This is a genomic window from Micromonospora globosa (assembly GCF_000717585.1).
GTDB lineage: Bacteria > Actinomycetota > Actinomycetes > Mycobacteriales > Micromonosporaceae > Micromonospora > Micromonospora aurantiaca.
Map to the genome: position 1 here is coordinate 109,256 of NZ_JNZR01000006.1, position 26,681 is coordinate 135,936.

Genomic DNA, 26,681 nt, shown 5'->3' on the forward strand with positions numbered 1-26,681 from the left:
CTCCGGTAGAGGAAGGGCCCCTTCTTAACCGCCGGGGAACAGCTCGTCGATCTCCGCGCGGTGCGGCAGCGCCACCGAGGCGCCGAGCTTGCGCACGCACGCCGCACCGGCGGCCGCCGCCCAGCGCACCGCGTCGGCCAGGTCCCGCCCCTCGCCCCAGGCCACCGCGAGCGCGGCGGTGAACGCGTCCCCGGCGGCGGTCGAGTCGACCACGTCCACCGGCACGGCCGGCACGTGCGTCGGCGGGCGGTCCCGGTCGACGTACCAGGCGCCGTCGCCGCCGAGCGTGAGCACCGCCCGGGGCACCAGGTCGAGCAGCGCCGCCGGCTCGTCCCGGCCGCGACCGGTCAGCGCCTGCGCCTCCGGCTCGTTCACCACGAGCAGGTCGGTGGCCGCCAGCAGTTCGGGCGGCACCGACCGGGCTGGCGCGGCGTTGAGCACCACCCGGGTGCCCGCGGACCGGGCCACCAGCGCCGCCTCGGTCACCGTCTCGACCGGCACCTCCAGCTGCGCGACCAGCACGTCCGCATCGCGTAGGGCGGAAAGCTCGCCGGCGGTCAGCGACGTGAACGCGGCGTTCGCCCCGGGGGTGACCAGGATGGCGTTCTCCCCCGCGCCGCCGACCATCACCAGCGCGACGCCGGACGGCCCGTAGACCACCCGCAGGTGGCCGGTGTCCACGCCGGCCGCCGTCATCCGGGCCCGCAGCGTCACGCCGAACGAGTCCGAGCCGATCGCGCCCAGGAAGACACAGGACGCGCCGGCGCGTACCGCGGCGACCGCCTGGTTGGCGCCCTTGCCGCCGGGCAGCATGACGAAGTCGTCGCCCAGCACGGTCTCGCCGGGCCGGGGCAGCGCGGCACCGATGCCGACCAGGTCCATGTTGGCACTGCCGACGACGGCGATCCGGGTCTGCGGCACTGTGTCGTCCCGTCGCTCAGGCGGCGCGGGCGGCCCAGCGGTCGCCGGACCGCGTGACCACCAGCGGAAGGCCGAACGTCTTCGACAGGTTGTCGGCGGTGAGCACGTCGGCGAGCAGGCCCTGCGCCACCACGGCACCCTCGCGCAGCAGCAGCGCGTGGGTGAAGCCCGGCGGGATCTCCTCCACGTGGTGCGTGACCAGCACCATCGCGGGCGCGTCCGGGTCGTACGCCAGCTCGGCCAGCCGGGCCACCAGGTCCTCGCGCCCACCCAGGTCGAGCCCGGCGGCGGGCTCGTCGAGCAGCAGCAGCTCCGGGTCGGTCATCAGGGCGCGGGCGATCTGGACCCGCTTGCGCTCGCCCTCGGACAGCGTGCCGTACGTGCGGTCGGTGAGGTGGCCGACGCCGAGCTGGCGCAGCAGCGCGGCGGCGCGGACCTCGTCGGTGCGGTCGTAGCTCTCCCGCCAGCGGCCGACCACCGACCAGGCGGCGGTCACCACCACGTCGACGACGCGCTCCTCGGCGGGGATCCGCTCGGCGAGCGTCGCTGTGGACAGGCCGATTCGGGTACGCAGCTCGTTGACGTCGGTACGGCCGATGCGCTCGCCGAGCACGTGCGCGACGCCGCTGGTCGGGTGCAGCCGGCCGGCGGCCAGGTTGAGCAGCGTGGTCTTGCCCGCGCCGTTCGGTCCGAGCACCACCCACCGTTCGTCCAGCTCGACCCGCCAGTCGACGTCGTGCACCAGCGCCGTGCCGGAACGCTTGACGCCGACCCCGTCGAGGCTGACCACCAGATCCGCGTCCACGGTCGAGGGGGCGAGGGCGCCCGGGGCGCCGGGGATCAGGTCACCAGTCACCGCTCCATCCAATCACGCACCCGGCCCGGCGCCCCCCACGGGCGGCGCCGCCGCCATAGGGTGGGGCGCCGTGTCGTTGGTCACCGCTTCCGGAAGGACACCCATGCCCGACCGCTGCCGGGAGGCGCGCGGATGAGCGCGGTCATCGAGATCGCCGGCCTCCGCAAGACGTTCCACACGCTGCGCCAGGGGCGCCGGGTCGCCGTCGACGGCTTCGACATGCTGGTCGAGGCGGGCCAGGTGCACGGCTTCCTGGGGCCGAACGGGTCCGGGAAGACCACCACGCTGCGCGCGCTGCTGGGGCTGGTCCGGCCGGACGCCGGGCGGATGCGCGTGCTGGGTGCCGAGTCACCCGAGCACCTGCCGGACGTGGCCGGCCGGGTCGGCGCGATCGTGGAGAGCCCGCAGTTCTTCGCCAACTTCACCGCGCACCGGACGCTGCGGCTGCTGGCCCTGGCCGGGGGTGTGCCGACCGCCCGGGTGGACGAGGTGCTGGAGCAGGTCGGGCTGCGCGACCGGGGCGACGAGCGGGTCAAGGGCTACTCGCTGGGCATGAAGCAGCGGCTGGCGGTCGCGTCGGCCCTGCTGAAGAACCCGGAGCTGCTGATCCTGGACGAACCGGCGAACGGGCTGGACCCGGCCGGCATCCGGGAGATGCGTGATCTGACCCGGTCGCTGGCCGAGGCCGGGGTGACGGTGCTGCTGTCCAGCCACATCCTCGCCGAGATCCAGTTGATCTGCGACCACGTGACGATCGTGAGCCGGGGGCAGCGGGTCGCGTACGGGCCGGTGGAGGAGGTGCTGGCCGGCTTCGACCAGCACCAGTGGCGGGTCCGGGTGGCCGATCCGGAGCAGGCCGGGCAGGTGCTGGGCCGCGCCGGCCTGTCGGTGGCGGTCGCGCCGGACCACCTGGTGGTGACCGGTGTGCAGGATCCGGAGACGATCAGCCGGACGCTCGGCGAGCAGGGCATGTGGGTACGCGAGCTGGTCCCGCTGCGGCCGGACCTGGAGAGCGTCTTCCTGGAGCTGACCGGCGGCAACGAGCACGTGGCGGTGCCGCGGCAGGTCGACGGCGCGCCGCCGAGCGACGGAGTGATCGACCTCGACGTCCGGGAGATCCGGGAGGTGGACGCGTGAACCTGGTCCGTGCCGAACTGGAGCGGCTGGCCGCCCGGCGCTTCGTGCAGCTCATGGTGGTGCTGCTGGCTGCCGCCTTCGCGGTGACCGTGGTGACCACGCTCGCCGGTTCGCACCGGCCCGGCCCGGCGGAGCTGAGCCGGGCGCAGGCGCAGGCGGCGGAGAGCGTGCGCCAGATGGAGATGACGTACGACCGCTGCCTGCGGATCCGCGAGGGCACGATCCCGCCGGGCGAGAACGACTACCTGCCGCGCGACTGCGCCCAGATCGACCCGGCCCAGATCGAGGAGTTGCCGACCACGGCCGACTACCTCAGCGGTGTGTTCGTCTTCGCCAAGGAGGCCGAGCCGCTGCTCTACTTCCTGATCGCGTTCCTGACGCTGTTCGGGTTCCTGGTCGGCGCCTCCTACATCGGGGCCGACCTGAACTCGGGCGGGGTGGTCAACCTGCTGCTGTGGCGGCCCCGGCGGCCGACGGTGCTCGCCACGAAGCTCGGCACGCTGCTGGGCGGGCTGCTCGGCCTGTCGGTGCTGGCGTCGGCGGCGTACCTGGGGGCCTTCTGGTTGATCGGCCAGGCGTCCGGACTGGTCGGGCGGACCGGCGGCGACTTCTGGCCGTCGCTCGCAGCGATCTGGGTACGCGGGCTGATGCTGGTGCTGCTCGCCGCGGCGCTCGGGTTCGCCGTCGCCACGCTGGGCCGGCACACGTCGGCGGCGCTCGGCACCGTGGCCGCGTACGTGGTGGTGTGGGAGCTGGGGGCGCGGCTGGTGTTCCAGATCCTGGAGGTCGGCCGGCCGGACCGGTACATGCTGTCCAGCTATCTGGCGGCCTGGCTGTCCGGTGAGGTGCGGCTCTGGGACAACAACGCCTGCGGCCCCGGGATCTCCGGCTACTGCGACGGCTCCTACACGCTCACCTGGACGTCGGGGCTGGTGGTGCTGCTCGGGCTCACCGGCGCGCTGGTGGCCGCCGCGTTCACGGTGTTCCGCCGCCGCGACCTGATCTGACCGGAGCCGCACCTCGGCAACTCCTTGCGAACCCTGACGCCATGATGAAGGATTCCTTCACATGGCGCCAGGGTGCACGACGCGGTCAGCCGACCGTCGAGCCGAACACCTCGTCGCGTACGGCGTCCAGCGCGGTACGCAGCGCGCCCCGCAGGATCGGCTCCTCGGTCAGCCCGGTGGTCACCACCCGGGGCCGGACCAGCGTGATCGCGGCGACCTCGTGCTGCACGCGCTCGGCCAGCGCCGCCCCGCCCGCCTGCCCGACCGCCCCGGCGAGCACCACGAGCGGCGGGTCCAGCACCACGCAGGTGCTCGCCACACCGAGCGCCAGCCGCCGGGCCAGCTCGTCGAGCATCGGACCACCGGCGGTGCCGGCGGCGATGGCCGCGCGTACCACCTCGGCGGCCCGGGCCGCCGCGACGCCCTGCTCCGCCGCCTCCGGGCTGGCGAAACCGTGCTCGGCGGCCACCGCGCGTACCGCGTCGGCGCCGACGAGCTGCTGGAACGCCGGCTTGGCCCGCTTGGACACGTCGCGCGGGATGGGCGCGCCGGGCACCGGCAGGTAGCCGATCTCGCCGGCCGCGCCGCTGCTGCCGTGGTGCAGCCGGCCGCCCAGCATGATGGCCAGGCCGACGCCCGCGTCCACCCAGACCAGCACGAAGTCGGCGGTGCCACGGGCCGCGCCGGACTGCGCCTCGGCCACCGCCGCGAGGTTCACGTCGTTCTCGAACACGACCGGGGTGTCCAGGTCCTCGCGCAGCGCGGCGAGCAGGCCGCTGTGCCAGCGCGGCAGGTTGAACGCGAACGTGATGTCGCCGGTCTGCGGGTCGACCAGGCCGGGGGTGCCGAGCACGACGCGCCGGACGGCGGACAGCTCCGCCCCGGCGCTGCTCGCCGCCTGGACCACGGCGTTGTGCACCACGCCGACCGGGTCGTCGGTGTCCTTCGTGGACTGCTCGACCCGGCCGGCCACCGTACCGGTGATGTCGGCGCAGGCCGCCACCACCCGCTCCGCGCCCACCTCCACGCCCACCACGTACGCGCTGCTCGGCCGGACGGCGTAGAGCTGGGCGTTCGGGCCCCGCCCGCCGGCCTGCTCGCCGACCCGGGCGACCAGGCCGCGCTCCTCCAGCCGCTCGACGAGCTGGGACGCGGTGACCTTGGACAGCCCGGTCAGTTCACCGATCCGGGCCCGGGTCAGCGGGCCGCGTTCGAGCAGCAGCTCCAGGGCCGCACGATCGTTGAGCGCCCGCAGGAGTCGGGGGGTGCCGGGCAGCCGGGTCGCACTCATGCCAACGTCCTCAATTTTCAGTAAAGTTTTCTAACCACAAAACGCCTGCCGAGGGGTGCCCGTTAGCGTATCGGCCACCCCCATCCGCAGAGGTCGGACGACCCGGCAGGGAAAGGGGATACTCGTGGGTCTGGATCCAGGACTGCGCCGGCTCGCGCTGGGCACGCTGCTGGCCGCGTACCCGGGACCGGTCGCGCCGGACTGGGCGGTCGACCTGCTCGCCGACGGGCTCGCCGGGCACACCCTGTTCGGCACCAACATCCACGACCCGGCCCAGGTGGCGGCGTCCACGGCAGCGCTGCGCGCCGGCCGCCCCGACGTGATCGTGGCGATCGACGAGGAGGGCGGCGACGTCACCCGGCTGGCGCACGCCACCGGCAGCCCGTACCCGGGCAACGCCGCGCTCGGCGCGGTGGACGACCCCGACCTCACCCGCCAGGTGTACGCGGCGATCGGCGCGGAGCTGGCAGCGCTCGGTATCACAGTCGACCTCGCCCCCACCGTCGACGTGAACACCGCCGACGAGAACCCGGTGATCGGCACCCGCTCGTTCGGGGCGAACCCGAAGCGGGTCGCTGTCCACTCGGCCGCCGCCGTCGCCGGTCTCCAGTCGACCGGCGTGGCCGCCTGCGCCAAGCACTTCCCCGGGCACGGCGCCACCGTCGCCGACTCCCACCACGAGCTGCCCACAGTCGACGTGCCCCCGGCGGTCCTGCGGGAACGCGACCTGCCGCCGTTCGCCGCCGTCGTCGACGCGGGCGTCCGCGCGGTGATGACCGCGCACATCCGGGTGCCGGCGCTGACCGGCGACGGCCCGGCCACGTTCAGCCGCGCGGTCCTGCACGACCTGCTGCGCGTCGAGTACGGCTTCACCGGTGCGATCATCACCGACGCGCTGGAGATGAAGGGCGCCGTGCTCGCCGCCGGCGGGGTCGGTGCGGGCGCGGTCCGGGCCCTGGACGCCGGCGCGGACCTGCTGTGCATCGGCGCCCGGGTGGACGCCGAGCTGGTCGAGTCGGTCGCCGCCGAGATCGTCGCGGCGATCACCGACGGCCGGCTGGCTCGGGAGCGGGTCGAGGAGGCCGCCGGCCGGACCGCCGCGCTCGCCGCCACCGGCCCCGCCGACGCCCCGCCCTCAGCCGTCGACGGCCTCGGCTACGCCGCCGCGCTGCGGGCGGTACGCGTCGAGGGCGACCTCACCCGCGACACCGCGCCGCTCGTGGTGCAGGTGCACGCCACCTCCACCATCGCCGAGGGGCGGGTGCCCTGGGGGCTCGGCCCGCACCTGGCCGCCGGGGTCGAGCAGGCCCGCGCGGTGGCGGGCGACACCGACCCGGACCAGTTGCGGCGACTCGCCGGGGACCGGCCGGTCGTGCTGGTCGGCCGGCACCTGCACCGGCTGCCCGGCGCGCGCGAGCTGGTCGAGGCGCTGGCCGCCACGCATCAGGTGACTGTGGTCGAGATGGGCTGGCCGGGCGCGTGGCGGCCGGCGGGCGCGCGCGCGTTCGTCGCCACCCACGGCGCCAGTCACGCCAACGGCCGTGCCGCCGCCGACGCGCTCGGCCTGACCGCCTGACCCACGCGCCCCACCCGGCCCGCTGCCCTGAAGGGCGGCGGGCCGCTCTCTTGAACGCGTTCAAATTCTGCCGTACGCTCACGGTGTCCGAGATTTGAACACGTTCAAGAGAGGCGACGGGGATGGACGTGAAGGTCTGGATGTACCTGGCCTACCTGACGGTGAGCATCGGCCTCACCATCTGGGTGGCGCGGGCGCTGTCCCGCAACGGGCTGGTGTTCCTGCAGGACGTGTTCGCCGACAGCCGGCTGGCCGAGGCGGTCAACAGCCTGCTGGTGGTCGGCTTCTACCTGCTCAACCTCGGCTACGTCACGGTGGCGATGAAGGAGTCCGGTCCAGTCGGCGACGCCAGCCAGGCGCTGGAGCAGCTCTCGCTGAAGGTGGGGCTGGTCCTGCTGGTGCTCGGCGCGCTGCACTTCTTCAACGTCTTCGCGCTCGGCCGCTACCGCCGCGGCCGCCTGCGGCAGCAGGCCACCCACCCGCCGCTGCCGCCGGTCGGAATGCTCCCGCCGCAGGGCGGACCGGTACCGGCGGGTCCGAACCCGCCGGCCCGGTGACGTCCGCCCCGCGCGGGCGCCGGCAGGATCCCACCGGGCACGGGGCCGGTGGGATCCGCGGGTTCACCGTCCTGTTCGACGCGGACTGCCCGATGTGCCGGGCCGCCCGGCGGTGGCTCGCCTCGCGCGCCCAGCTCGTACCGCTGGAGTTCGTGCCGGCCGGGTCCGCCGAGGCCCGGCGGCGCTTCCCCGGCCTGGACCACGACGCCACACTGCGCGACCTGACGGTGGTGGCCGACACCGGCGCCGTCTACCGCGGCGACGGCGCCTGGTTCGCCTGTCTCTGGGCGCTCGCCGAGCATCGCGGTACGGCCGAGCGGCTGGCCCGGCCGCACCTGCTGCCGCTGGCCCGGCGGGTGGTGGCGGCGGCCTCAGCGGTCCGCGAACGGATCCGGGAACCGGGATACGGTGACGACGATGACCGAGCAGAGTGCGCCGACGACCGCTGCGGGTGGACAGGGGTCGACGGCCCGGGGTGAGCAGACCCGTCAGCTGATCCTGGACACGGCGATGCGGCTGTTCCGCGAGCGCGGATACGCGCGGACGACGATGCGCGCGGTCGCCCAGGAGGCAGGCGTGGCGGTGGGCAACGCCTACTACTACTTCGGCTCCAAGGAGCACCTGGTCCAGGAGTTCTACGCGGGCACCCAGCGCGAGCACCGGGAGGCGGCCGCGCCGGTGCTCGCCCGGGAGCGGGACTTCGGCCCGCGACTGGCCGGGGTGCTGCACGCGGGCGTCGACGTGCTGAGCCCGTACCACGCGTTCGCGGGCGCCTTCTTCAAGACGGCGGCCGAGCCGACCTCGCCGCTCAGCCCGTTCTCCGCCGAGTCGTCGGCGCCCCGGGACATGTCGATCGCGCTGTTCCGCGAAGCGCTGACCGGGTCCACCGTCAAACTCGACGACGAGCTGCGCGAGGCGCTGCCCGAGCTGCTCTGGCTCGGCTACATGGGGGTGGTGCTCTACTGGGTGCACGACCGCTCGGAGGGGCAGGTCAAGACCCGGCAGCTCATCGACGGCGTGGTGCCGCTCGTGGACCGGCTGGTGGGGCTGTCCCGGCTGCGCGTGCTGCGGCCGGTCACCCGTCAGGCGCTCGCACTGATCCACACGCTGCGTCACTGACTTCGCCGCCGCGCCTGCCAGCGATTGCGCAGGTGAGAGTCCGTAACCGGACAGTGGCACACCCCTTGTTGACCACCAGCACTAACACATAGCGTTACCGATGTCGGGGCCTGGGGGAGAGCAGCGGACCGTGGATCCGGCCCGGGATCCACGGTCCGCGCCAGGCCGGGGATCCGGGCCGGCTCAGCGGGGGAAGACGCCGAACGCGGTGAGGCCGCGATCCGGGAACCCGGCCGCCTCGGCCACCCGGCCGGACGCCGCGTTGCCCGGGTCGTGCAGGTAGGTGGGAATTGCCCCCTCGTCGAGCACCCGGCGGGCCGCCTGCGCGACCAGGCGCCGGGCCAGGCCGCGCCCGCGCGCCGTCGGCACCGTGCCCACCGCCAGCTCGTGGCCGTACGCGTCGTGCCGCTTGATCCCCACGCCGGCCCGGTACGCGCCGTCGGCGCCCCGGACCACGAGCACCTCCCGGTCGAACAGCCGCAGCCACGGCGGCAACCCGGCCAGCGTGGGCGGCACCCACTCCCCCACCTCGGGCAGCGGCGCCGGGTCGGTGCACCACCGGAAGACCGAGGTGTGCGCGATGAACTCCGGCATGCCGACCGTGTCCGGCAGGTCGGGCAGCCACTCGCCGAGCGGCCGGTCCCGCACCAGCGTCCGGACCGCCTCGACCCGGTCGGCGGCCACCGAGAGGACGGTGCTGCCGCCCGCTGTCACCGCGACGGCCGGGCGCAGCCGCCCGTCCCAGGCCGGGCGGGCGCGGCGGTAGGACCGGACCACGTGCAGCCCGGGGCCCGCCGGCCACTGCCCCAACCAGGTCGCCAGATGAAGGAAGACCCGCCGGTCGAGCACGTGATCATGGTACGCCGGGACGCCGCGCCCGTGCCTGCGGAATTCGCCGATCGCGGCGCGGTTGAGACGCGCGGCACGCGGGTAGAGGGTCGGCACGCCAGCGACGGGCGCCGATTCCTGGTTCCGCCACCGGCCGCAGGAACCCCCGGCGCTTCGCGGAACCGAAGGCATCGCCCCTGCGTCATATTCATTTCCATACATGGACAAGTTTCTCTGGGACGGTAGTGGTCATGCCTCACGAACCGAATGACCGATTCCAGCAGGACGCGGAGCGCGGCTGGCGGGCCGCCGCAGACGCCGGACGGTTCCCGGCGCAGCCGGCGTACCGCGAGGCCCGCGACCGGGCGCTCTCCTGGGCCGAGCTGAACGCGCAGCCGGCCGGCACCGCCGCCTGGCGTGGCCTCACGCCCCTCTGAGAGGGCGGGCGGCGACACACCGGCCGGGCGGGCGTACCGGCCTTCGCACACCTGTGCGGTAGCGTCTTGTGGTCCGATTTCCGGCCTACGACAGGAGAAGCTCCGCGCATGGGCAAGAAGACGATCCACGTCTCCGACTTCACCGGTCAGGTGCTCAGCCCCGACGACGAGGTGGTCAAGGTCGTCGTCCTGGAGCACCCGGACCTGGTCGCCGGCCCCGTGCAGCTGGACGCCACCGCGGTCGAGGTGGAGAGCATCGACGACGCGGCGCTCGACGTCGCGGTGGTGGAGATCCACGACCGGCACGGCCACGGTGAGCCGCGCCGGGTCGTGCTGACCGCCAGCGAGTTCGACGCGATGGCGACCGACGTGCCGATGGCGCAGCTGCTGCGGACCGCCGAGCGGGTCAAGCCGCCGAAGGCCCGCCGCGCCACCGAGAAGATCGACTACGGCACCATCGAGCACGCCGGGCGCCCGCACCGCGGCCGGGTCACCGAGGAGGAGGCCCGGCTGGTCCGGGAGCACCTCGACGAGGTGAACAAGCGGCTGGCCGACGCCGGCATCCGCCAGGTCGACCCCGCCGACCCGGAGCACGCCGCCCGGTACGGCTTCCCCACCGCAGACTGACACCCGGACGCCGGGCACGCGCCCCCGTGACGCGTGCCCGGCGCGGTGTCAGGCCCCTTTCCGTGTGATCTCGGCGAGCGCCGCCTCGAACGCCGACTCCAGCGCGGACTTCTCCAGGCCGAGGCCGCGCAGCACGCCGTCGTCGCCCTCCTCCTCCAGCAGGGCGAGCAGGATGTGCTCCGTACCGATGTAGTTGTGCCCCATCCGCAGCGCCTCCCGGAAGGTCAGCTCCAGGACCTTCTTGGCCCGTGCGTCGTAGGGGATCAGGTCCGGGACCGGGTCGGCCTTCGCCGGCAGCGTCGCGGTGACGACCTCCCGCAGCCGCTCCAGGGGTACGCCCCGAGCCACGATCGCCGCGGCGGCCAGCCCTTCCGGCTCGGCGAGCAGTCCGAGCGCGACGTGCCCCGGGGTGATCTCGGCGTTGCCCGCGGCCCGCGCCTCCTCCTGCGAGGCCAGCACCACGTTGCGGGCGCGCGGGGTGAACCGGCCGAACCCGGAGTTCGGGTCGAGCGCGGCGGCGGTCTCCGCCTTGGCGGCGGAACGCTTCTGGGCGGCCTGCTTCGTCACGCCCATGCTGCGGCCGATCTCCGTCCACGAGGCGCCGGAGCGGCGCGCCTGGTCGACGAAGTGCCCGATCAGGTGGTCGGCCACGTCGCCCAGGTGGTCGGCGACGAGAACGGCGCCGGCCAGCTGATCGAGCGCGTCGGTGTGCGCCTTCTTGATGCCGTCGATGAGGTCGTCGAGTCGTACCGGCTGGGTCATCTTGAGCGGTTCGGTCTCCTCCATGCGTCAACCATAGGTTGACGATCCGCGACCGTCAACCCTCGGTTGACGGCACCGTCCGCATCGCATGATGATCTCGACGCGGGTACTGTCGGTCGAGGTGAGCACCCATTCGACACTGCTGTTCGTGCTCGCCGCCGTCGCGGTCGTCATCGCCGTGCGGTGGGTGGCCTCCCGGACCGGCCTGCCGGCAGCCGCGCTGCTGCCACTCATCGGCATCGCGTACGCGCTGCTCCCCGGCCCCAACGTCAGCCTCGACCCCGACCTCGTGCTCATGGTCGTGCTGCCGCCGCTGCTCTACAGCGCCGCGCTGGACTCCTCCCTGCTGGACATCCGCCGCAACCTGCGGATCGTGGTCAGCCTCTCCGTGGTGCTGGTGCTCCTCACCGGACTGCTCGTGGGCATCGGGTTCCACCTGTTCGTGGCCGGCGCGACGCTGGCGGCAGGCATCGCTGTCGGTGCCGCGATCGCGCCGCCCGACCCGGTCGCCGCCCTGGCCGTGGGCCGCCGGGTCAACCTGCCGCCGAAGATGGTCACGATCATCCAGGGCGAAGGGCTGCTGAACGACGCCACCGCGCTGACCATGCTCAGCGTCGCTGTGGCCGCCGCCGTGGGCGGCACGTTCTCGTTCCCCGCCGCGATCGGGCAGTTCGTGCTGGCGGCGGCCGGCGGCATCGCGGTGGGCGTGGTCGTCGCACGGGCGAAACGGCTGGTCCGGCCGCTCACCGCGGACCCGCTGCTGTCGAACGCGATCTCGCTCGCGACGCCGTTCGTGGCGTACCTGCTCGGCGAGGCGCTGCACGTCTCCGGCGTGCTGGCAGTGGTGGTCGCCGGCCTGATCGTCGGCCACCAGACGCCACAGTTCGGCTCCGGGGCCGCCCGCCTCCAGACCAACGCCGTGTGGCGGCTCGTCGACTTCCTCCTCGAAGGCTTCGTCTTCCTGCTGATCGGCCAGCAGCTCCCCGCCGTCATGCGGGGCCTGCGCCAGTACGAGACGTCGACAATCGTCATCGCCGTCGCCGTGTCGGTCGGCGTGGTGCTGCTTCTGCGCCCGGCCTGGCTGATCCTGACCCAGTGGCTCCCCCGGTCGCTGCACACCCGGCTCGGTGGCGTCGCCGAACAGGACGACACCGACGATCCTGATGCCGCACGCCGGCTCGGCGGCGTCGACCGCAACGCCCGCGGGCTGACCTCCCGCGAGGTGGTGGCCCTGAGCTGGTCCGGTACGCGGGGCGTGATCAGCCTGGCCGCGATCTTCACGCTGCCGCTGACCACCCGTAGCGGAGATCCCTTCCCCGATCGTGACCTGCTGCTGTTCTGCACCTTCGTGGTCGTCCTGGTGACGCTGGTCGGGCAGGGCCTGACGTTCGCGCCGCTCGTGCGCATGCTCGGCCTGCGCGCCAACGAGGCTGACCAGGCCCGGGTACGCAACGAGGCCCGCTCGGCCGCGGTGGAGGCCGCGCTGGCCCGCCTCGACCTCGTCGCCGCCGAGGAGCCGGACAGCAGGGTCGCCGTCAACACCACGCGGGCACAGTTGCAGACCCGGCTGGCCCGCTACCGAGGGCGGCTCGACCTGCTCCAGCAGAGCGGTTCGTCGGAGCTGCCCACCTCACCGGAGTACGAGACGGCGCTGCGGGTCCGCAGGACAGTCCTCGAAGCGCAACGCGAGGAGTTGCTGCGGTGGCGCGACTCCGGCCGGCTGCCGGACGAGGAACTACGCGTGCTGGAACGCGAACTCGACCACGAGGAGCTGCTGTTGCCGAAGCGGGCGCCGGGCTGACGTCGGGCCCGGCGCCCGCCGGCCGCCTCACAGTTGGCGCAGGATCACCGGATCCTTGATCTTCTTGTCGGCGGCCAGCAGCAACGCCTTGCTGATGATCTCGGCGAGCCGGCTGTCACCCTCGAAGGGCAGGTACATCTCCGGCTCCTTCGCCTTCGCCGAGTCCGGGATGATGCACAGGTACCGCTCGTCCGGTGCGATCAGGATGTTCCCGGAGCCGCAGTGGATGCGGTACGTGTGCAGGTCGCCGCGTACCTCCAGGAACCTGTCGGTGAGCGTGCACCGGTCGGCGATGGCCAGCCGGGGGATCAGGTCCGCCAGCACGTCCCGGCGCGTCCGGCCGGTCGGGGTCAGCTCGCCGAAGCTGCTCTGCGCCCAGTAGTCGCGATACCGGCCCTGCGGCCCACCGTCGTACCAGTTCGGGTCGGCGCCCACCCCGGCCGCGGCCACGAACAGGTCGACGTCGCGCATCACCTCGCTCAGTACGACCGGCGGCACCTCCGCCAGCGGAACCGGCAGGCGCTCTCCCCGGATGAAGAACAGCTGGTCGGTCCCCATCGTGTCGAACACGAGGTCGTCGCCCCGGTCCTCGATCCCGGCGACACCCAGTTCGGCGCGCAGCCCCCAGTCCGGGAGGGCCAGCCAGGGCAGGTCGTACGAGGCCCCGTCGTTGCGGTGCTGGACGTACGACCAGCCGCGCCGGGACAGCAGCGCGTTGAGCCGGTGCTGGCGCACGATGTGCGCGGCGAACCGGTTGGAGTACATGCCCGTGGCCCGCTCCGCGTCGGTGAGCAGGTACTGCTCCCGGTGCGCCTGCTTGAACGGCTGGGTGATCCCGTGCCGGGTCAGGAAGTCCCGCCACGGCCCCACCGCGTCGGGGTCGAGCACCGGATGCCACAACCGGACCGTCGCCTCGTCGGCCGGCTCGACCACGGTGTCGTCCACTGTTCGCAGCGCCTCACCGGCCCAGCAGCAGGCCACGCCGTCGACGGTCCAGATGAGACGCCGGGCCAGCGTACGGGCCAGCGGATGGTCCAGGAACCGCTCGCGCCACTGCTCGACGGTCCACGAACGGTCGCGCCGCAGCAGGCCTTCCAGCCGGTCGCGGGTGGCGACGAGCGTCGCGGCGACGTCGGCGACAGTCGCCTTCAGCTCCTTCACCTCGTCGCCGTGGTCCCTGCGCACCTGGGCCGGAGGCGTCTTGACCACCTTGCCGTCCGCGTTGCGCCACACCACTACGGCGTCGACACCGCGCACCTCCAGCTCGTACGAGCAGTCGCCCAGCTTGTCCGCCAGCGGCAGCCCGAAGCCGGGCAGGGCCATCTCCTCGACGTCCTCCCGGCTGACACCGCGCGCCTCGGCGTGCCGGGCCAGCCCCTTCTCCACCAGGCGCAGCGTGCTCTTGTAGGTCAGCCGCGAGGACAGCCGGGCCAGTTGGGCGAGGGCGGCGGGGTGATCGGTGTCGACGAGCGCCGCCACAGCGACGTTCGCCAGTTTCGGGCTCGTCGGGCCGTGGCCGGAGATCTTGCGGGCGGCCCGTTCCGCGATCTGGCCGAGGCTGCGCAGTGTCTGCTCGGACGGCTGGCACATCGTCCGCATCCAGATCAGTCCCCACAGCAGCCCGACGTTGTAGCGGTCGATCATCCGTGGTGGCATGTCCTCGATGTGGCCGGGGCAGCACGCGGTCATGCGCAGCGGCAGGCTGCGCGCCTGCCCGACGAGCGGGAGCCAGTCGTCGAGCCGGGCGGTGAAATCGTCGACGCCCACCGCGTCGAGCAGCGACCGGGCCTGCTTGCGCCAACCGGCCGTCGGCTTCGCCTTGTCCACCTCGACCGGACAGTGCGCCAGCAGCGCCTCCCACGCGGACCGGCGATCCGCCGGCATCGCCTCGACGTCCGCGATCGCGCGGTCGGCCCACTGCTCACCGACGTTGGGGATCGGCCACATCCGTTCGGCCTCGTCGCTGATGTCGCTCAGCGAACGTTCGAGCCGGGTCCGGCGCCAGGTCGCCAGCGCCGCCGGGTTCACCCGCCCGGCCGACGCCTCCGCCTGGATGGCCTCCCAGGTGAACCGATTGAGGTGCCAACTCCAGTAATTGAATCCCAGCCAGGCCTGAGTGCCCAGCCGGCCGAGCCAGGCCGAGCCGTCGAGGCCGCCGCCGGAGCGCACGACACGGATCAGTCTGGTCTGCTTGTCACCGCTCTCCCCCGGCACCGTCAGCGCGTCGAAGACCACCTGGCGCACCGGCGCCGGTTGCGCGGCCAGAAGTTCTTCCGTCCGGCGCCACGCCTCGCCCCGGGCCCGGTCCCACACGCTCACGTCCTGGTGCGGCCGCCCTGGCAGGTGGCCGACCATTGTCAGCGCGGCGGCGGCACGGCGGTCATGATCCGCGTCGTCGCCGGCCAGGTCGGTCACGGCGGCGGCAACCGACTCGGCCTTCCGCACGGCCTCCGACAGCAGCTCCTCCTGCGGCGGAGCGGGATCACCGGACCGGCGCGTGTCGTTGAGCGCGGCGAGCAGCGCCGGAACCGAACCGGCCGGCGCCCAGCCGAACACGGCCACCACACCGTCGAGGAAGTGCCGCAGGTGATGCTCGTTGAAGGCCTGGTCGTCGCTCTCGCGCCAGCCACTGGCGGCGTCGACCACCTCGCGCAGTGCCGCCTGCACGTCCTGCGTGTCCACTCAGCCACCCACCAGTGGGACGAGTTTGAGGAAGGTGACCCGGGATCCGGCGTGCAGGTGGATCTTCTCGCCCAGGTCGGTCACCTGGCGGTCGTCGACGAGCACCACGAAGGCGTTGCGGCGGAACGCGTCGAGCGTCAGACGGGTGCGCTCCCCCGCGTCGACGTCCACACCGGACTCGGCGATCTCCAGCGATACCCGCCGCCGGATCAGCTCGTCGAGGCGTACCTCCTCCTCGAAGACCTCGATGGTCCACGTGGGCCCGCTCGGAGCGCCGACGACCTCGTCGGTGACTGTGATCAATGGCATGGCGGAGAAGGTAACGCCTCCCACCGACACCGCACACATTTGTGTGACCTGACCGCGTACCGGACAGTCTCCACCGTGTACGAGATCGTTCCGTGAAGGCGAGGTTGTGAGCGTGTCCTCTCACGCGTACCCGGGCAGGGCCGACATGTCGACGGTGGTGGACGCGGCACGCCGCGGCGACCGGGCGGCGGTGGACGAGCTGGTCTCGCACTGTCTGCCGCTGGTCTACAACATCGTGGGCCGGGCCCTGAACCGGTCGGCGGACGTCGACGACGTGGTGCAGAACACGATGCTGAGCGTGGTCCGCGGGCTGCCGGGCGTACGCGAGCCGCAGCTTTTCCGCTCGTGGCTCGTCGCCGTCACCATGAACGAGATCCGCACCCACACGCAGCGCCGGCACACCACACCGGCGCCGCCGGAGGACATCGACAACGTGATCGACCCGCGCTCGGACTTCGAGGACCTGACCCTGACCCAGCTCCGCCTCGCCGACCAGCGCCGGGAGGTCGTCCTGGCCACGCGCTGGCTGGACGACGACCACCGCCACCTGCTGTCGCTGTGGTGGCTGGTCGAGGCCGGTCACCTCAGCCGCGCCGACCTGGTCGACGCCCTGAAGCTGGCCCCGCACCACGTGACAGTGCGCGTCTCCCGGATGAAGGCGCAGCTGGACACCGCCCGGCTGGTCGTACGGGCCCTCACCGCCCGGCCCGGTTGCGCCGGCCTGGCCGACACGGCCGGCGGCTGGGACCGCCGACCCGCGCCGGTGTGGCGCAAGCGGTTCGCCCGCCACATCCGGGACTGCCCGCACTGCCCGGACGCGACGAACGACCTGGTCCCCGCCGAGCGGCTGCTGGCCGGCCTGGCGCTCACCCCGATCCCGGCCGGGCTCGCCTCGGACGTCACGCACCACCTGCGCACCGTCGCCTCGCCGTCGCACGTCGTACCGCCCGGCGCGCAGATCGTGACCGCCGGGGCGCGGTCGACGCTCTCCCTGTCCAAGACCCTGATCGGCGTCGTCGCCGCCGTCGCCGTGCTCGGCGGGGGCGGGCTCGTTCTCGCCAACTACCCGGAGGAGCCGGGCCGGCAGCCGGCGAGCGCGGCAGCCGCGCAGCCCTCGGCCGCGACCGCCACACCGGCGCTCACGCCCTCCCCGACCCCGGTGGAGCCTTCAGCGACCACGGTGAAACCGTCCCCCACCACGGCGCGCCCGAGTCCCGCCAGGTCGGTGAAGCCGTCACCGAAGCCGACTCCGTCGCCGTCCCGGTCGGCCGGCACGTCGACGGGTGTCTCCGCCGCGGAACGGCGGCTGCTGGTGCTGCTCAACGAGCGGCGTCGCGCGCTCGGGCTGACCGAGGTCAAGCTCGGCGCGGCGCAGCACCGCGACGCGGAGGCCTGCGTACGGCAGAACCTGAACGCCGGCAGCGGGCTGAAGCACTGCGGGCACGAGGTGCTGTTCGCGTCGTCCGGCACCGCCACGCCCGAGCAGATGATCGAGGCGTGGTTCAACAGTCCCGGCCACAAGACGGCGCTGACGTACACCGGTTCCCGCTTCGCCGGCCCGGCCATCGTCTCCAACGGCAGCCGCCAGGTCGCCGCCATCAACATCGACTACTGAGAGCGGGCCCGGACCACGGTCGTCGGCGGTCGCTACGCTCCCCTGATGACGCACGAGAAGGAGATCGTCGAGCCGGTCGACCTGTGCATGCCGGACGGGCGGCTCAACCCCGCCGCGGTCGGCTGGACCCGCCGGCCGCTGCACCAGGCGAACCTGCGCGGCTGGGGAAGGGCCAAGCGCTGGGAGTACTGGGGGATCGTGACGCCCACCCACATCGTCGGCCTCGTCGCGTCGTCGCTGGACTACGCCGGGGTGCACGGCGTCTACGTGCTCGACCGCGCCACGAAGGTCGAGACCGGCAAGGACGTCGTGGTCCCCTTCGCCCGTGGCGCCGTGCTGCCGCCGGTCAGCGGCGTGGGCACCGTGTACGTGCGCGGGGGCAGCCTGTCGATCGACATCGACCAGACCACCGAGGGCAGCACCATCCGTGCCACCGCACCGGGCATCGAGATCGACCTCGTGGTGCCGCTCCCGCCCGGCCACGAGTCGCTCGGCGTCGTGGTCCCGTGGAGCACGCGCCGGTTCCAGTACACGGTCAAGGACGTCGGGCGTCCGGTGCGCGGCTCGCTACGGGTGAACGGCACGACGCACGTCGTGCCCGAACGGGACTCGTTCGCCGTGCTCGACCACGGCCGGGGCAAGTGGCCGTACGCGATCACGTGGAACTGGGCGGCGGGCAGCGGACCGGACGTGTCGATCCAGCTCGGCGGCAAGTGGACCGACGGCACCGGCTCGACCGAGAACGCGCTGTTCGTCGGCGGCCGGCTGCACAAGCTCGGCGCCGAACTGCACTGGAGCTACGACCGCCACGACTGGCTGCGGCCGTGGCGGATCAGCGGTGATCGGGTCGAGGTGGAGTTCCACCCGTTCCACGAGAAGATCTCGCGCACCAACCTCGGCGTCGTGGCCAGCGAGACCCACCAGTGCTTCGGGCACTTCTCCGGCTGGGCCCAGGCGGACGACGGCGAGCGGGTGGCTCTGGACGGCCTCGTCGGGTGGGCGGAGGAGGCTCAGAACCGCTGGTGACGCAGCTGTGCGTTGACCTGCCGCACCACTTCCTCGGGAAGCTTGACCACGCGCCGGTCGTACGTGAGCAGGCCGTTGAGCTCGTCCTCCACGTCGGACAGCTGGGTGTAGACGGTCGCGCTCAGACCGGCCCGGATCGCGGGCACGATCTGCTCGGTGTGCAGCCGCGTGAACGCCTCCGCCAGTTCCTCGGTGCTCCGGCACCGCCGGTAGCCGAAATCCTTGCGGCTGAACGCGTGCCCGTCGACGCGCAGGTTGTAGCCGCCGTACTCGGACAGCACCAGCACCCGGCGGTCACCGCGTCGCCGCGGCACCCGGAAGCGGCGGAAGTACACGTGCAGGCTGCGCAGGTCACCCCCACGCTGGTCGTGCCATCCGCTGGCGTGGTCGACAGTACGGGTGGGGTCGAGTTCGGCGACGTCGCGGGCGATCCGGGCCGCGTCGAACTGCCCCCAGCCCTCGTTGAAGGGCACCCACACGGCGAGGCCCACCACGTTGCGCAGATGCTCGACGGTGTCGCGCATCTCGGTCCGGAACCGGGCCCGTCCCCCGGCGTCGGCGCGGCCGAACCAGCGCCGCAACCGGCCCCGGTCGGGCAGCCGCAGCGGCGTCACCGCCGGCGCGGTGACGACCAGCGGGTGGTAACCGCTGCCGCCGTTGACCATGTCCTGCCAGACCAGCATCCCCAGCCGGTCGCAGTGGTAATACCAGCGCAGCGGCTCGATCTTGATGTGCTTGCGCAGCATGGTGAACCCGAGCCGCTTCATCGTGGCGATGTCGGCGATCATCGCCTCGTCGGAAGGCGCCGTGTACATGCCGTCCGACCAGTAGCCCTGGTCGAGGATCCCGGCGTGGAAGTACGGCCGGCCGTTGAGCAGCAGGCGGGGCACGCCGTCCCCGTCCGGTCCGACACCGAACGAGCGCATGCCGAAATAGCTGCGTACCCGATCCGCGCCCAGCTCGACGGTCACGTCGTAGAGGAACGGATCCTCCGGGCTCCACTGCCGTACCTCAGGGATCGGGATGCGCACCGCCACGCCGACCGGCGCGGTGGCCTCGGCCACCGCGATGCCGTCAGCCAGGATCCGGATGCCGGCGTCGCCGGCATCCGCCGTCGCGTGCGCCGTCACCTCGACGCACCTCTCGTCGAGGAGCGGCGTCAGGGTGAGGTGCCGCAGGTGTACGGCGGGCACGCTCTCGGCCCACACCGTCTGCCAGATCCCGGACTGGGCGGTGTACCAGATGCCGCCACGGCGCAGCCGCTGCTTGCCCCGGGAGTGGTGGCCGGTGTCGCTGTCGTCCTGGACCGCCACGACCAGGACGTTGGCGTCCTCGCGGAGCGCGTCGGTGATGTCGCAGGTGAACGGCAGATACCCGCCGGTGTGGCCGCCGACCGGGACGTCGTTCAGGTAGACCCGGCAGGTCTGGTCGACCGCGCCGAAGTGCAGCAACAGGCGCGAGCCGGCGGCGTGGAAGCCCGCCGGGAGGGTCAGCGGACGGCGGTACCAGAGCGTCTCGCCCGGCTGGAGCTGCCGCCCGACGCCGGAGAGCGCGGACTCCGGCGAGAACGGCACGAGGATATGGCCGTCGTAGCGTTCGGGCTCGGTGGGCGAGCCGGTGATCGCGTACTCCCACCGGCCGTTGAGGTTGAGACAGCTGTCCCGGGCGAACTGGGGACGGGGATAGTCGGGCAGGACACGCTCCGCGTCGAGCGTGGCACCCCACGGGGTCAGCAGCGTCATGCCGGGGCCCCCTGCTCCCGCCGCCGCAGGGCCACGGCCGGCACCGCGATGAGGACCAGCACGGCCAGTGCCATGAGGAAGATGCCCGGCGTCGGGACCTGCTTCACCACGCCGAGATCCTCGTAGACCTCGCCGGCGCCGGTGATCACGGCGGCGCCGAGGTACGGGCCGACGAGCATCGGAATGAGGATGGCGAAGACCATCCGCAGCCCTTGGACATGGCCGGCCCGGCCCGGTGGTGAGTAGTCGCGGACGAGGGCGCCGATCGGGGCGAGGACGAGCATGAAGCCCGACATCATCACGATCCCGGCGGCGATCACGGGAACCATGCCGCGGGCGAGGAACATGAGCGCCAGGCCGGTGCCGTAGACCACGACCGCCGGCAGCAGGAAACGCACCTTGCCGACGCGGTCGATGAGCCTACCGCCGACCACGCTCACCGCCGACGCCGTGACGAGGACGACGGCCAGGACGACGGCGTACCCCTCGATTCTCAGGTACCGCTGCAGGTAGATGATCAGATACGGCAGGAACACCTGCGTGGAGATCCCCCAGATCGACCAGGCCGCCAGCGCGAGGTAGAGCCCCGGGTTGGCCCGCATGGCAGCCGGGCGCAGACCATGGACGACAGCCCGCAGGTAGCCGCCCTCGTGCCGAACGACTGACGGGCTGTCCTCGACCAGGAACCAGGCCAGCACCCCGGCCACCGCCATGATCGCGCCGATGACCACGAAGAACAGCTGCCAGTTCCCGGCGCGGGCCAGCCCGTCGAACCCGCCGAAGATCACCAGCATCGAGACCAGCGGCATGATGGCGAGCACCGACTCGACCCGGCCGCGGTTCGCCGGCACCGTCACGTCGGTGACCCACGCCTGGAACGCCGCGTCGTTGGCCCCGGAGCCGAGGAAGGACATCAGGCAGTCCAGCGTGATGACCGCGATCGCCGTGACCAGCACGACGTTCGCCACGGGCGCGATGTCCTCCACGAAACCCACTGTCAGGAAGCCGAAGGCGGCTGTGGAGACGCCCCACAGCAGGTAGCCGCCGGCGATGAACGACCTGCGCCGGCCGGTCCGGTCGGAGAGGGCGCCGAGCAGCAGGGTGGCGACGGTGGCGGTCACGGCGCTGGCGGCGACCATCGTGGCGATCGCGTTCGGATCGTCGGTGATCGTGTCGTACACGAACAGGTTCAGGTAGATGTTCTCGATGGTCCAGGCCATCTGCCCGACGAGTCCGAGGACGATCAGCGCGGTCCAGGTGCGGGGCCGCAGGCCGGCTGGACCGGCCGACGTGGCCGGGGTGAGCACGCTCCGGGTGGCGGACACGACGGCCTCCTTCGACGGATCAGAATATGATCCGTCCCGTCCGGCCGTCGATGGGTCCGGGGTCGGCCACGCCGCCGCTGGAGAGCGGGCACGACGAAAAGGCCCTGGTACGGAGTAGCCGGACCATGGCCTTCGTCATCAGTCTTTGCGGACGGCGAGGTTGAGGGCGGCGACGGTCAGCTGGGTGAGGTCAGGAAGTTGGTCCTCGCCGAGCGTGACACCGCGCAGGTTGTCCAGCGACGTCTTGAGACCGTGGAGGCGGCTGCCCCGCAGATCGGTCCCGTCGAGGTGACAGGAGTCCAGTTCCAGACCGGCGAGGTCACACGACCGCAACACCAGGCGAGGTAGTCGGCAGGAAGACCACGCGCCGTTCGTGAGAGTGCAGTCGGTGAACGCGACCGAGCCGGCGGCGGCGACGCGCTGGAGGCTGGCGTAGTCGAAGCGGCAGCCGTCGAACAGGACGTCCTTGAGGCGTACGTCAGTGAGTCTCGCGCCGGTGAACCGGGAGCCGGTGATCGCGCAGCGTTCGACGGTGATGCCGGTCAGGGTCGCTCCGGAGAAGTCGGTGCGGGTGATCTCGCAGCCGTAGAGGCTGCCGGCTTCCCAGGTGCTCTCGCTCAGGTCCGCGCCAGCGATCAGGCTGCTGCGGATACTGGCGTCCTCGAGGTGCGAGCCGCGCCACGCCGCGCCGTTGACGAGTGCCTCGGTGAGGCCGTCGGCGAGGTCCGTGGTGGTGTCGAGGTCGTCCGGATCGAGGTCCGGCAGCAGGATCTTCAGGTCGCCGATCGTGGTGGTGCGCATGTGTCCTCAACCTGTGTGGGCGCGGGGTGGGCACGCCACCCCGCGCGTCCCGTCGCGGAGGGCTACTTCTTCTTGTTCCAGTTGTCCCAGCCGGGTCGGCTGTCGAACTTACCCTTGTTGTCCCAGGTGGGGCGGTTGTCGAACTTCGCCGCGTCGATCGACGCTACCGACCGCTGCGGGTCGACGCCGAGGCGGGCGAGGTGCTCGGGTGCGGCGTTGATGAGGACTGCAAGGGCCTTGGTCATGGTGCTTCTCCTTGCGGGGTGAGGTGGTCCGCGGCGGCGCGGACGAGGGCCTGTCGGGTGGTTCGGCAGTAGGTCGTTTCTCGGGCGGTGAACGTCGCGTGCTCGAAGTAGCGGTTGCCGGCCTGCGCGCCCCGGCAGAAGTCGTAGAAGGCGCAGTGGTCGGCGCAGTCGTTGAGGGCCGTAAGGAACTCGGCGACGTAGTCCAGGTCGCCGGCGCCGGCAAGCATGGCGGTGATCGGCTGTTGGAGGACGTTGCCGGCAATGAAATCGCCGTATCGCGGCTCGGTGATGCCGAGCAGCTCCGGTGACAGCAGCACCACCTGCCCATCCCAGGAGACGGTCGGGATCGGCTCGTAGGGCGCGTGATCGACGTGGCCGGAGCGGGTGGCGGCAATATAGTCGGCCAGGCGGTCCACGTCGCGGATCCGCAGCGTGCTGCCGCCGACGCGCCGTGCGATGAGCTGCTGCCAGAACCGGTACGCGTCATCCTCCGCGACCGGTGCGCGGTCGGCGCCCTCCTGCTCTTCGATGTTGAAACCCACAGACTCGCAGCCCGGCAGGCCGGTGAAGAAGTCGACGAGTGCGTCCGCGTGTTCGATGGTTTCCGGGGTGACCACACAGATCACCGAGTACCTCAGCCCCGTGCCGGCCAGCATGTGCATGCCGCGCAGGGTGCGGGCGTCCGTCGGGTTGCCGGCCCGGTCGAGGCGGTTGCGGTTCAACGCGCCCGGTCCGTCGATGCTGACCCCGACCTCGAACCCGTAGGTGGTGAACAGCTCGCACCACTGGCGGTTGATCAGCGTCGCGTTCGTCTGGATCTCGTGACACACCAGCCCCGCGCGCCGCAGCTCCTCGAACGGGGCCAGCAGATCCCGGAACAGCCCGATGGGTGTGGCGGTGGGTTCGCCCCCGTGCCACACGACACTCACCGGATGACCGCTGTTCTGCTGGGCGATCGACTCGGCGCAAGCCTGCGCGACCGCGCCGCTCATCAGACGCAGGGATCTCCGGTCGGGCAGGTAGCAGTAGGTGCAGTCTAGGTTGCAGAAGCTCGTCGGCTGCACGACCAGGGTGTGGAAGCTGCCAGCGACCGCCGGCTGGCCGGTGGAGTCGATGAGTCCGATACCGTTCACGAGGTGGCCTCCTCGATGCTGACGGCCGTGGTGGTACTGACGCGGTAGGCGTGGGTGTGGCGGGCGGGCCAGCCGAGGAACCGGTCGAACATGTCGGCGGCGCTGCCCGTGACGCTCGGGTTCAGCCGGTGCAGGTCATCTATCGCGTCGTGCAGGCAGCCGGCCAGGTAGAGGAACAGGCTCACCGGCACTTCTCGGTACTCGGCCAGAAGCGCGAGCTTCGCCGCGCCGCAGGGCCACGGCTGACCGCACCGGCGACACCGCCACAGCGGGCGCATCGGCAGATGTTCCACCTCGGCTGGCGCGAGCCGGTTCGCCGCGAGACGGCGCTGTGGCCCGGTCACCGGCGACCGCCCTCGCGGGCTTGCTGCTCGAACAGCCGACGCCACACGAAGGTGAGAAGCGGCAGATCAGCCGGCCACACCCGTCCCGGCGAGGCCGTCCACCTCGGCTCGGGAAGCCGGGACTGGCCGGCCATGGCGTTACGCGAGACGTACACCGTCATGCCGCCACCCCCACCAGGGACGATGAGCGGCGGGCTCGCCGGGGGATCGGCGAGCCCGCCGCCGCACCACGGCGGCTGGGAGCGGACCGCCGATCACCCACCCACGCAGCCCTCATGGCGGTACGCAGGCGGGGAAAGCCTCGAGACAGTTCGCTCCCGGACGGGCCGAGCCAGCGGCCCAGACCGTGGTGTGGAGCGCCGCTCATCGATCCCTCCATCTGCAGCTCCTGTCAGTCATCCCGACACCGGCATCGACACGTGCCGTTGATCCGAGGTGAACTGAACGTAGGGGCGACCCCTTCGGAGGACCGGGAAAATCCGTACCGGGTCCAGCAGCCTTCAGCGGGCAGGGTGATGGTGTGCGAGGGATGACGGACGACATGACGATCGGCCAGCGCGTCGCCTTCTACCGGCGTCGGCGAGGGCTCTCCCAGGAGGTGCTGGCCGGTCTGGTCGGCAAGACGCAGGAGTGGTTACGCAAGGTCGAAACGAACCGGGCCGACCTGGACCGGCTGTCGGTCATACGCGCGATCGCCAAGGCCCTCGACGTGTCCCTCGGCGACCTGATCGGTGCACCGAGCCTGTTCGAGTGGTCGGACGACTCGGGACGCGAAACTATCCCCGCCCTGCGGGCCGCTCTCCACGACTATCGTCACCTCGCGCCAACGCTGGCCCGCACGGGCGATGTCGAGGCCCTCACCCTACGCGAGATCGAGATCGATGTCGCCGAGATCTGGACCGCCTACCAGCACTCCCGTTATGGCACCCTCGCCCGCCGGCTGCCCTACCTCATCCACGACTGCCTCACCGCCACCGAGGCGTACGACGGAGACGACGGCCGGCGCGCACATGCGATGACCGCCTACGCCCACCAACTCGCCGCGTTGTTCCTCACCAAGCTCGGCGAAGGTGACCTCGCGTGGACCGCCGCCAGCCGAGGGCTGGCCGCCGCGAACGCCAGCCACGATCACGTCGTCATCGGCTCACTCAGCCGCTCCGCCGCGCACTCGCTGGCGTCCATCGGTGAATATGCCCAAGCCCGGGGCCTCGCCGCCACGGCGGCGCAGTTCCTGGGACCACGGCTCGCCAAGCCGACTCCGCAACTGCTGTCGGTCTACGGCAGCCTGCACCTGGTCTGCGCGCTGGCCGCCGCCCGGGACGACGACCGCGCCTCCGCCGACACCCACATCGCCGAAGCCGATGCCGCCGCACGGCGACTCGGTGCCGATGGCAACCACGTGTGGACCGCATTCGGCCCGACCAACGTGTCGATCCACAAGACGACCGTGGCAATGGAACTCGGCGACGTGCAACGCGCCATCGCCATCGGCGCCCCACTCGACACCAGCACCGTGCCCGTCGAGCGGCAGGTTCGGCACGCCATCGAGACCGCCCGAGCCCTTGCCCGGTGGAACCGCATCGACGACGCGCTCGCGGCGCTTCTGGACGCCGAGGTCATCGGCCCCGACCAGGTGCGCTACCACCGGCTCTCCCGCGACCTCGTCCGGGACATCCTCACCCGCCCCCGACCACCTCGACTGGCCGTCGAACTCAGCGACCGGATGGGCGTTCGGTCGGGAGGGCCGCGCTGGTAGCTGGGCTCAGATCAGTCGGCTCGTGTAGCCAGCGGCCACCAGGCGCTGGAAGGCCTCCCGTACCTCGTCCGGCATCTCCTGCGGGATCGCGAACCCGCGCTCGGCGTACACCTCGATCCGCTGTGTGTCGCCGACCAGCATGTCCACCACCCGCCGCGGGTCGCCGATGCTACTCACGTAGTCGTCCAGTTCGAGTGGATTCGACGCGCACACCACATCAACCTCCGGCCACATAAGCCTGCAGGTGGCGTAGGCCCGACGCTGCTGGTAGGGCCGCGACATGATCAGCACCGACCGCACCGGGATCTGGCGTTCGGCCAGGAGCGCACGGGAGAATTCGAGGTTCTCGGCGGTGTTCGTGGCACGCGGCTCCACGAGGACCGCTTCCGGGGGCACACCCTGCTCAACGGCGTACTCGCGGTAGTGCACCGCCTCTCCACGCGGGAAACGTTCGACAGTGGTCGGGGCGTTCGCGCCGGTGAACACGATCCTTGGGAACAGGCCCTCGTGAAACAAGCGCGTCGCGATGACAGCCACTCCGAGGTCATGGCTGCCCAACCCGATCCCCACGTCGCACGGGCGCAACTTGTGACGCATGTCGTGGTAGCGCCACAACGTCTCCACGTCAGCCCGGACCTCCTCCGGGAGCACGTGAGTCGGCACCGCCGCCTGCTGGTCCATCAGCGCCCGCCAGGTAGGGCCGTCACCAGAGTCTGCTCCACGCCCCGTTCCCTCATGGCGTCAGCGTAGGCCAGGCTCCGGTCGGTCCGAATCAGCTCTAGCT

General features: G+C 72.1%; 27 protein-coding genes. 12 read left to right on the forward strand and 15 right to left on the reverse strand.

The features are described 5' to 3' along the window. Positions 1-24 precede the first annotated feature (24 nt). Positions 25-921 (reverse strand): ribokinase, encoded by an 897-nt coding sequence (locus IF06_RS0108880; RefSeq protein ID WP_030270163.1) that lies wholly within the window; start codon positions 919-921, stop codon positions 25-27. Between the two features lie 16 nt (positions 922-937). Next, entirely contained in the window at positions 938-1,777 is an 840-nt protein-coding gene (locus tag IF06_RS0108885; RefSeq protein WP_013474286.1) for an ABC transporter ATP-binding protein, read from the reverse strand. Positions 1,778-1,909: 132 nt separating this feature from the next. Between IF06_RS0108885 and IF06_RS0108890 the strand changes: the two genes are divergently transcribed. Together IF06_RS0108890 and IF06_RS0108895 are read left to right on the forward strand one after the other, a co-directional pair. Further along, on the forward strand, positions 1,910-2,914 hold the full coding sequence (locus IF06_RS0108890) for an ABC transporter ATP-binding protein (protein WP_013284439.1): 1,005 nt from the start codon (positions 1,910-1,912) through the stop codon (positions 2,912-2,914). Beyond that, positions 2,911-3,921 carry an ABC transporter permease subunit gene (locus IF06_RS0108895; protein ID WP_030270165.1) on the forward strand — a complete coding sequence of 337 codons (1,011 nt, stop codon included), beginning with the start codon at positions 2,911-2,913 and terminating at the stop codon, positions 3,919-3,921. Before IF06_RS0108890 ends, IF06_RS0108895 begins: the two co-directional genes overlap by 4 nt. A gap of 85 nt (positions 3,922-4,006) precedes the next feature. Here the strand turns inward: IF06_RS0108895 and IF06_RS0108900 are convergent, their stop codons facing one another. After that, positions 4,007-5,212 (reverse strand): ROK family transcriptional regulator, encoded by a 1,206-nt coding sequence (locus IF06_RS0108900; protein WP_013284437.1) that lies wholly within the window; start codon positions 5,210-5,212, stop codon positions 4,007-4,009. A 124-nt stretch (positions 5,213-5,336) separates the two neighbouring features. Between IF06_RS0108900 and IF06_RS0108905 the strand changes: the two genes are divergently transcribed. The 4 genes from IF06_RS0108905 (at position 5,337) to IF06_RS0108920 (ending at position 8,464) form a co-directional block, all read left to right on the forward strand. Next, entirely contained in the window at positions 5,337-6,788 is a 1,452-nt protein-coding gene (locus IF06_RS0108905) for a glycoside hydrolase family 3 N-terminal domain-containing protein (protein WP_030270166.1), read from the forward strand. Positions 6,789-6,910: 122 nt separating this feature from the next. After that, entirely contained in the window at positions 6,911-7,345 is a 435-nt protein-coding gene (locus tag IF06_RS0108910; RefSeq protein WP_013284435.1) for a hypothetical protein, read from the forward strand. Further along, positions 7,342-7,824, forward strand: coding sequence for a thiol-disulfide oxidoreductase DCC family protein (locus IF06_RS0108915; RefSeq protein WP_030270169.1), 483 nt, complete (start codon positions 7,342-7,344; stop codon positions 7,822-7,824). The genes IF06_RS0108910 and IF06_RS0108915 overlap by 4 nt, the downstream gene beginning before the upstream one ends. Next, on the forward strand, positions 7,763-8,464 hold the full coding sequence (locus tag IF06_RS0108920; RefSeq protein WP_013284433.1) for a TetR family transcriptional regulator: 702 nt from the start codon (positions 7,763-7,765) through the stop codon (positions 8,462-8,464). Before IF06_RS0108915 ends, IF06_RS0108920 begins: the two co-directional genes overlap by 62 nt. A 183-nt stretch (positions 8,465-8,647) precedes the next feature. On the opposite strand, the gene IF06_RS0108925 is transcribed toward IF06_RS0108920, so the two are convergent. Then, positions 8,648-9,313: a GNAT family N-acetyltransferase gene (locus tag IF06_RS0108925; protein WP_030270171.1), complete on the reverse strand. Its 666-nt coding sequence runs from the start codon at positions 9,311-9,313 to the stop codon at positions 8,648-8,650. 230 nt (positions 9,314-9,543) lie between these two features. On the opposite strand from IF06_RS0108925, the gene IF06_RS0108930 reads away from it, so the two are divergent. Continuing rightward, positions 9,544-9,729 carry a hypothetical protein gene (locus IF06_RS0108930; protein WP_013284431.1) on the forward strand — a complete coding sequence of 62 codons (186 nt, stop codon included), beginning with the start codon at positions 9,544-9,546 and terminating at the stop codon, positions 9,727-9,729. A 108-nt stretch (positions 9,730-9,837) separates the two neighbouring features. Then, positions 9,838-10,356, forward strand: a complete 519-nt coding sequence (locus tag IF06_RS0108935; protein WP_013474282.1) for a hypothetical protein — start codon at positions 9,838-9,840, stop codon at positions 10,354-10,356. A 48-nt stretch (positions 10,357-10,404) separates the two neighbouring features. Here IF06_RS0108935 and IF06_RS0108940 read toward each other — a convergent pair whose 3' ends face one another. Continuing rightward, positions 10,405-11,142, reverse strand: a complete 738-nt coding sequence (locus IF06_RS0108940) for a Clp protease N-terminal domain-containing protein (protein WP_013284429.1) — start codon at positions 11,140-11,142, stop codon at positions 10,405-10,407. A 64-nt stretch (positions 11,143-11,206) separates the two neighbouring features. Here IF06_RS0108940 and IF06_RS0108945 point away from each other — a divergent pair, with 64 nt between their 5' ends. Continuing rightward, positions 11,207-12,919 (forward strand): Na+/H+ antiporter, encoded by a 1,713-nt coding sequence (locus IF06_RS0108945; RefSeq protein WP_030270173.1) that lies wholly within the window; start codon positions 11,207-11,209, stop codon positions 12,917-12,919. 27 nt (positions 12,920-12,946) lie between these two features. Here the strand turns inward: IF06_RS0108945 and IF06_RS0108950 are convergent, their stop codons facing one another. Together IF06_RS0108950 and IF06_RS0108955 are read right to left on the reverse strand one after the other, a co-directional pair. Further along, the gene (locus IF06_RS0108950) at positions 12,947-15,601 is read right to left on the reverse strand and encodes a DUF4132 domain-containing protein (RefSeq protein WP_232236640.1); all 2,655 of its coding nucleotides are present in this window, start codon (positions 15,599-15,601) and stop codon (positions 12,947-12,949) included. Beyond that, positions 15,602-15,910, reverse strand: coding sequence for a hypothetical protein (locus IF06_RS0108955; RefSeq protein WP_232236641.1), 309 nt, complete (start codon positions 15,908-15,910; stop codon positions 15,602-15,604). 112 nt (positions 15,911-16,022) lie between these two features. Between IF06_RS0108955 and IF06_RS0108960 the strand changes: the two genes are divergently transcribed. Continuing rightward, positions 16,023-17,525: a sigma-70 family RNA polymerase sigma factor gene (locus tag IF06_RS0108960; RefSeq protein WP_030270178.1), complete on the forward strand. Its 1,503-nt coding sequence runs from the start codon at positions 16,023-16,025 to the stop codon at positions 17,523-17,525. 45 nt (positions 17,526-17,570) lie between these two features. Then, a complete protein-coding gene (locus IF06_RS0108965) occupies positions 17,571-18,551 on the forward strand; it encodes a DUF2804 domain-containing protein (protein ID WP_030270179.1) in 981 nt (326 codons plus the stop codon). On the opposite strand, the gene IF06_RS0108970 is transcribed toward IF06_RS0108965, so the two are convergent. The 7 genes from IF06_RS0108970 to amcA (IF06_RS33895) form a co-directional block, all read right to left on the reverse strand. Next, entirely contained in the window at positions 18,536-20,293 is a 1,758-nt protein-coding gene (locus IF06_RS0108970) for a glycoside hydrolase family 2 protein (protein WP_030270182.1), read from the reverse strand. The genes IF06_RS0108965 and IF06_RS0108970 overlap by 16 nt on opposite strands. Beyond that, on the reverse strand, positions 20,290-21,618 hold the full coding sequence (locus IF06_RS0108975) for an MFS transporter (RefSeq protein ID WP_013284422.1): 1,329 nt from the start codon (positions 21,616-21,618) through the stop codon (positions 20,290-20,292). Before IF06_RS0108975 ends, IF06_RS0108970 begins: the two co-directional genes overlap by 4 nt. A gap of 138 nt (positions 21,619-21,756) precedes the next feature. Further along, positions 21,757-22,419: a pentapeptide repeat-containing protein gene (locus tag IF06_RS0108980; RefSeq protein WP_013284421.1), complete on the reverse strand. Its 663-nt coding sequence runs from the start codon at positions 22,417-22,419 to the stop codon at positions 21,757-21,759. Positions 22,420-22,481: 62 nt separating this feature from the next. Beyond that, the gene (gene amcA, locus IF06_RS0108985; RefSeq protein WP_013284420.1) at positions 22,482-22,664 is read right to left on the reverse strand and encodes a multiple cyclophane-containing RiPP AmcA; all 183 of its coding nucleotides are present in this window, start codon (positions 22,662-22,664) and stop codon (positions 22,482-22,484) included. Then, positions 22,661-23,797 carry a cyclophane-forming radical SAM peptide maturase AmcB gene (amcB, locus tag IF06_RS0108990; RefSeq protein ID WP_013284419.1) on the reverse strand — a complete coding sequence of 379 codons (1,137 nt, stop codon included), beginning with the start codon at positions 23,795-23,797 and terminating at the stop codon, positions 22,661-22,663. The genes amcA (IF06_RS0108985) and amcB overlap by 4 nt, the downstream gene beginning before the upstream one ends. Continuing rightward, complete coding sequence (locus tag IF06_RS0108995; protein WP_013284418.1) at positions 23,794-24,141, reverse strand: hypothetical protein; 348 nt, start codon at positions 24,139-24,141, stop codon at positions 23,794-23,796. Before IF06_RS0108995 ends, amcB begins: the two co-directional genes overlap by 4 nt. Then, on the reverse strand, positions 24,138-24,302 hold the full coding sequence (amcA, locus tag IF06_RS33895; RefSeq protein WP_013284417.1) for a multiple cyclophane-containing RiPP AmcA: 165 nt from the start codon (positions 24,300-24,302) through the stop codon (positions 24,138-24,140). Before amcA (IF06_RS33895) ends, IF06_RS0108995 begins: the two co-directional genes overlap by 4 nt. Positions 24,303-24,670: 368 nt before the next feature. On the opposite strand from amcA (IF06_RS33895), the gene IF06_RS0109000 reads away from it, so the two are divergent. Next, a complete protein-coding gene (locus IF06_RS0109000; protein WP_030270184.1) occupies positions 24,671-25,897 on the forward strand; it encodes a helix-turn-helix domain-containing protein in 1,227 nt (408 codons plus the stop codon). 6 nt (positions 25,898-25,903) lie between these two features. Here IF06_RS0109000 and IF06_RS0109005 read toward each other — a convergent pair whose 3' ends face one another. Next, a complete protein-coding gene (locus IF06_RS0109005; protein ID WP_013284415.1) occupies positions 25,904-26,578 on the reverse strand; it encodes a YdcF family protein in 675 nt (224 codons plus the stop codon). Positions 26,579-26,681 lie beyond the last annotated feature (103 nt).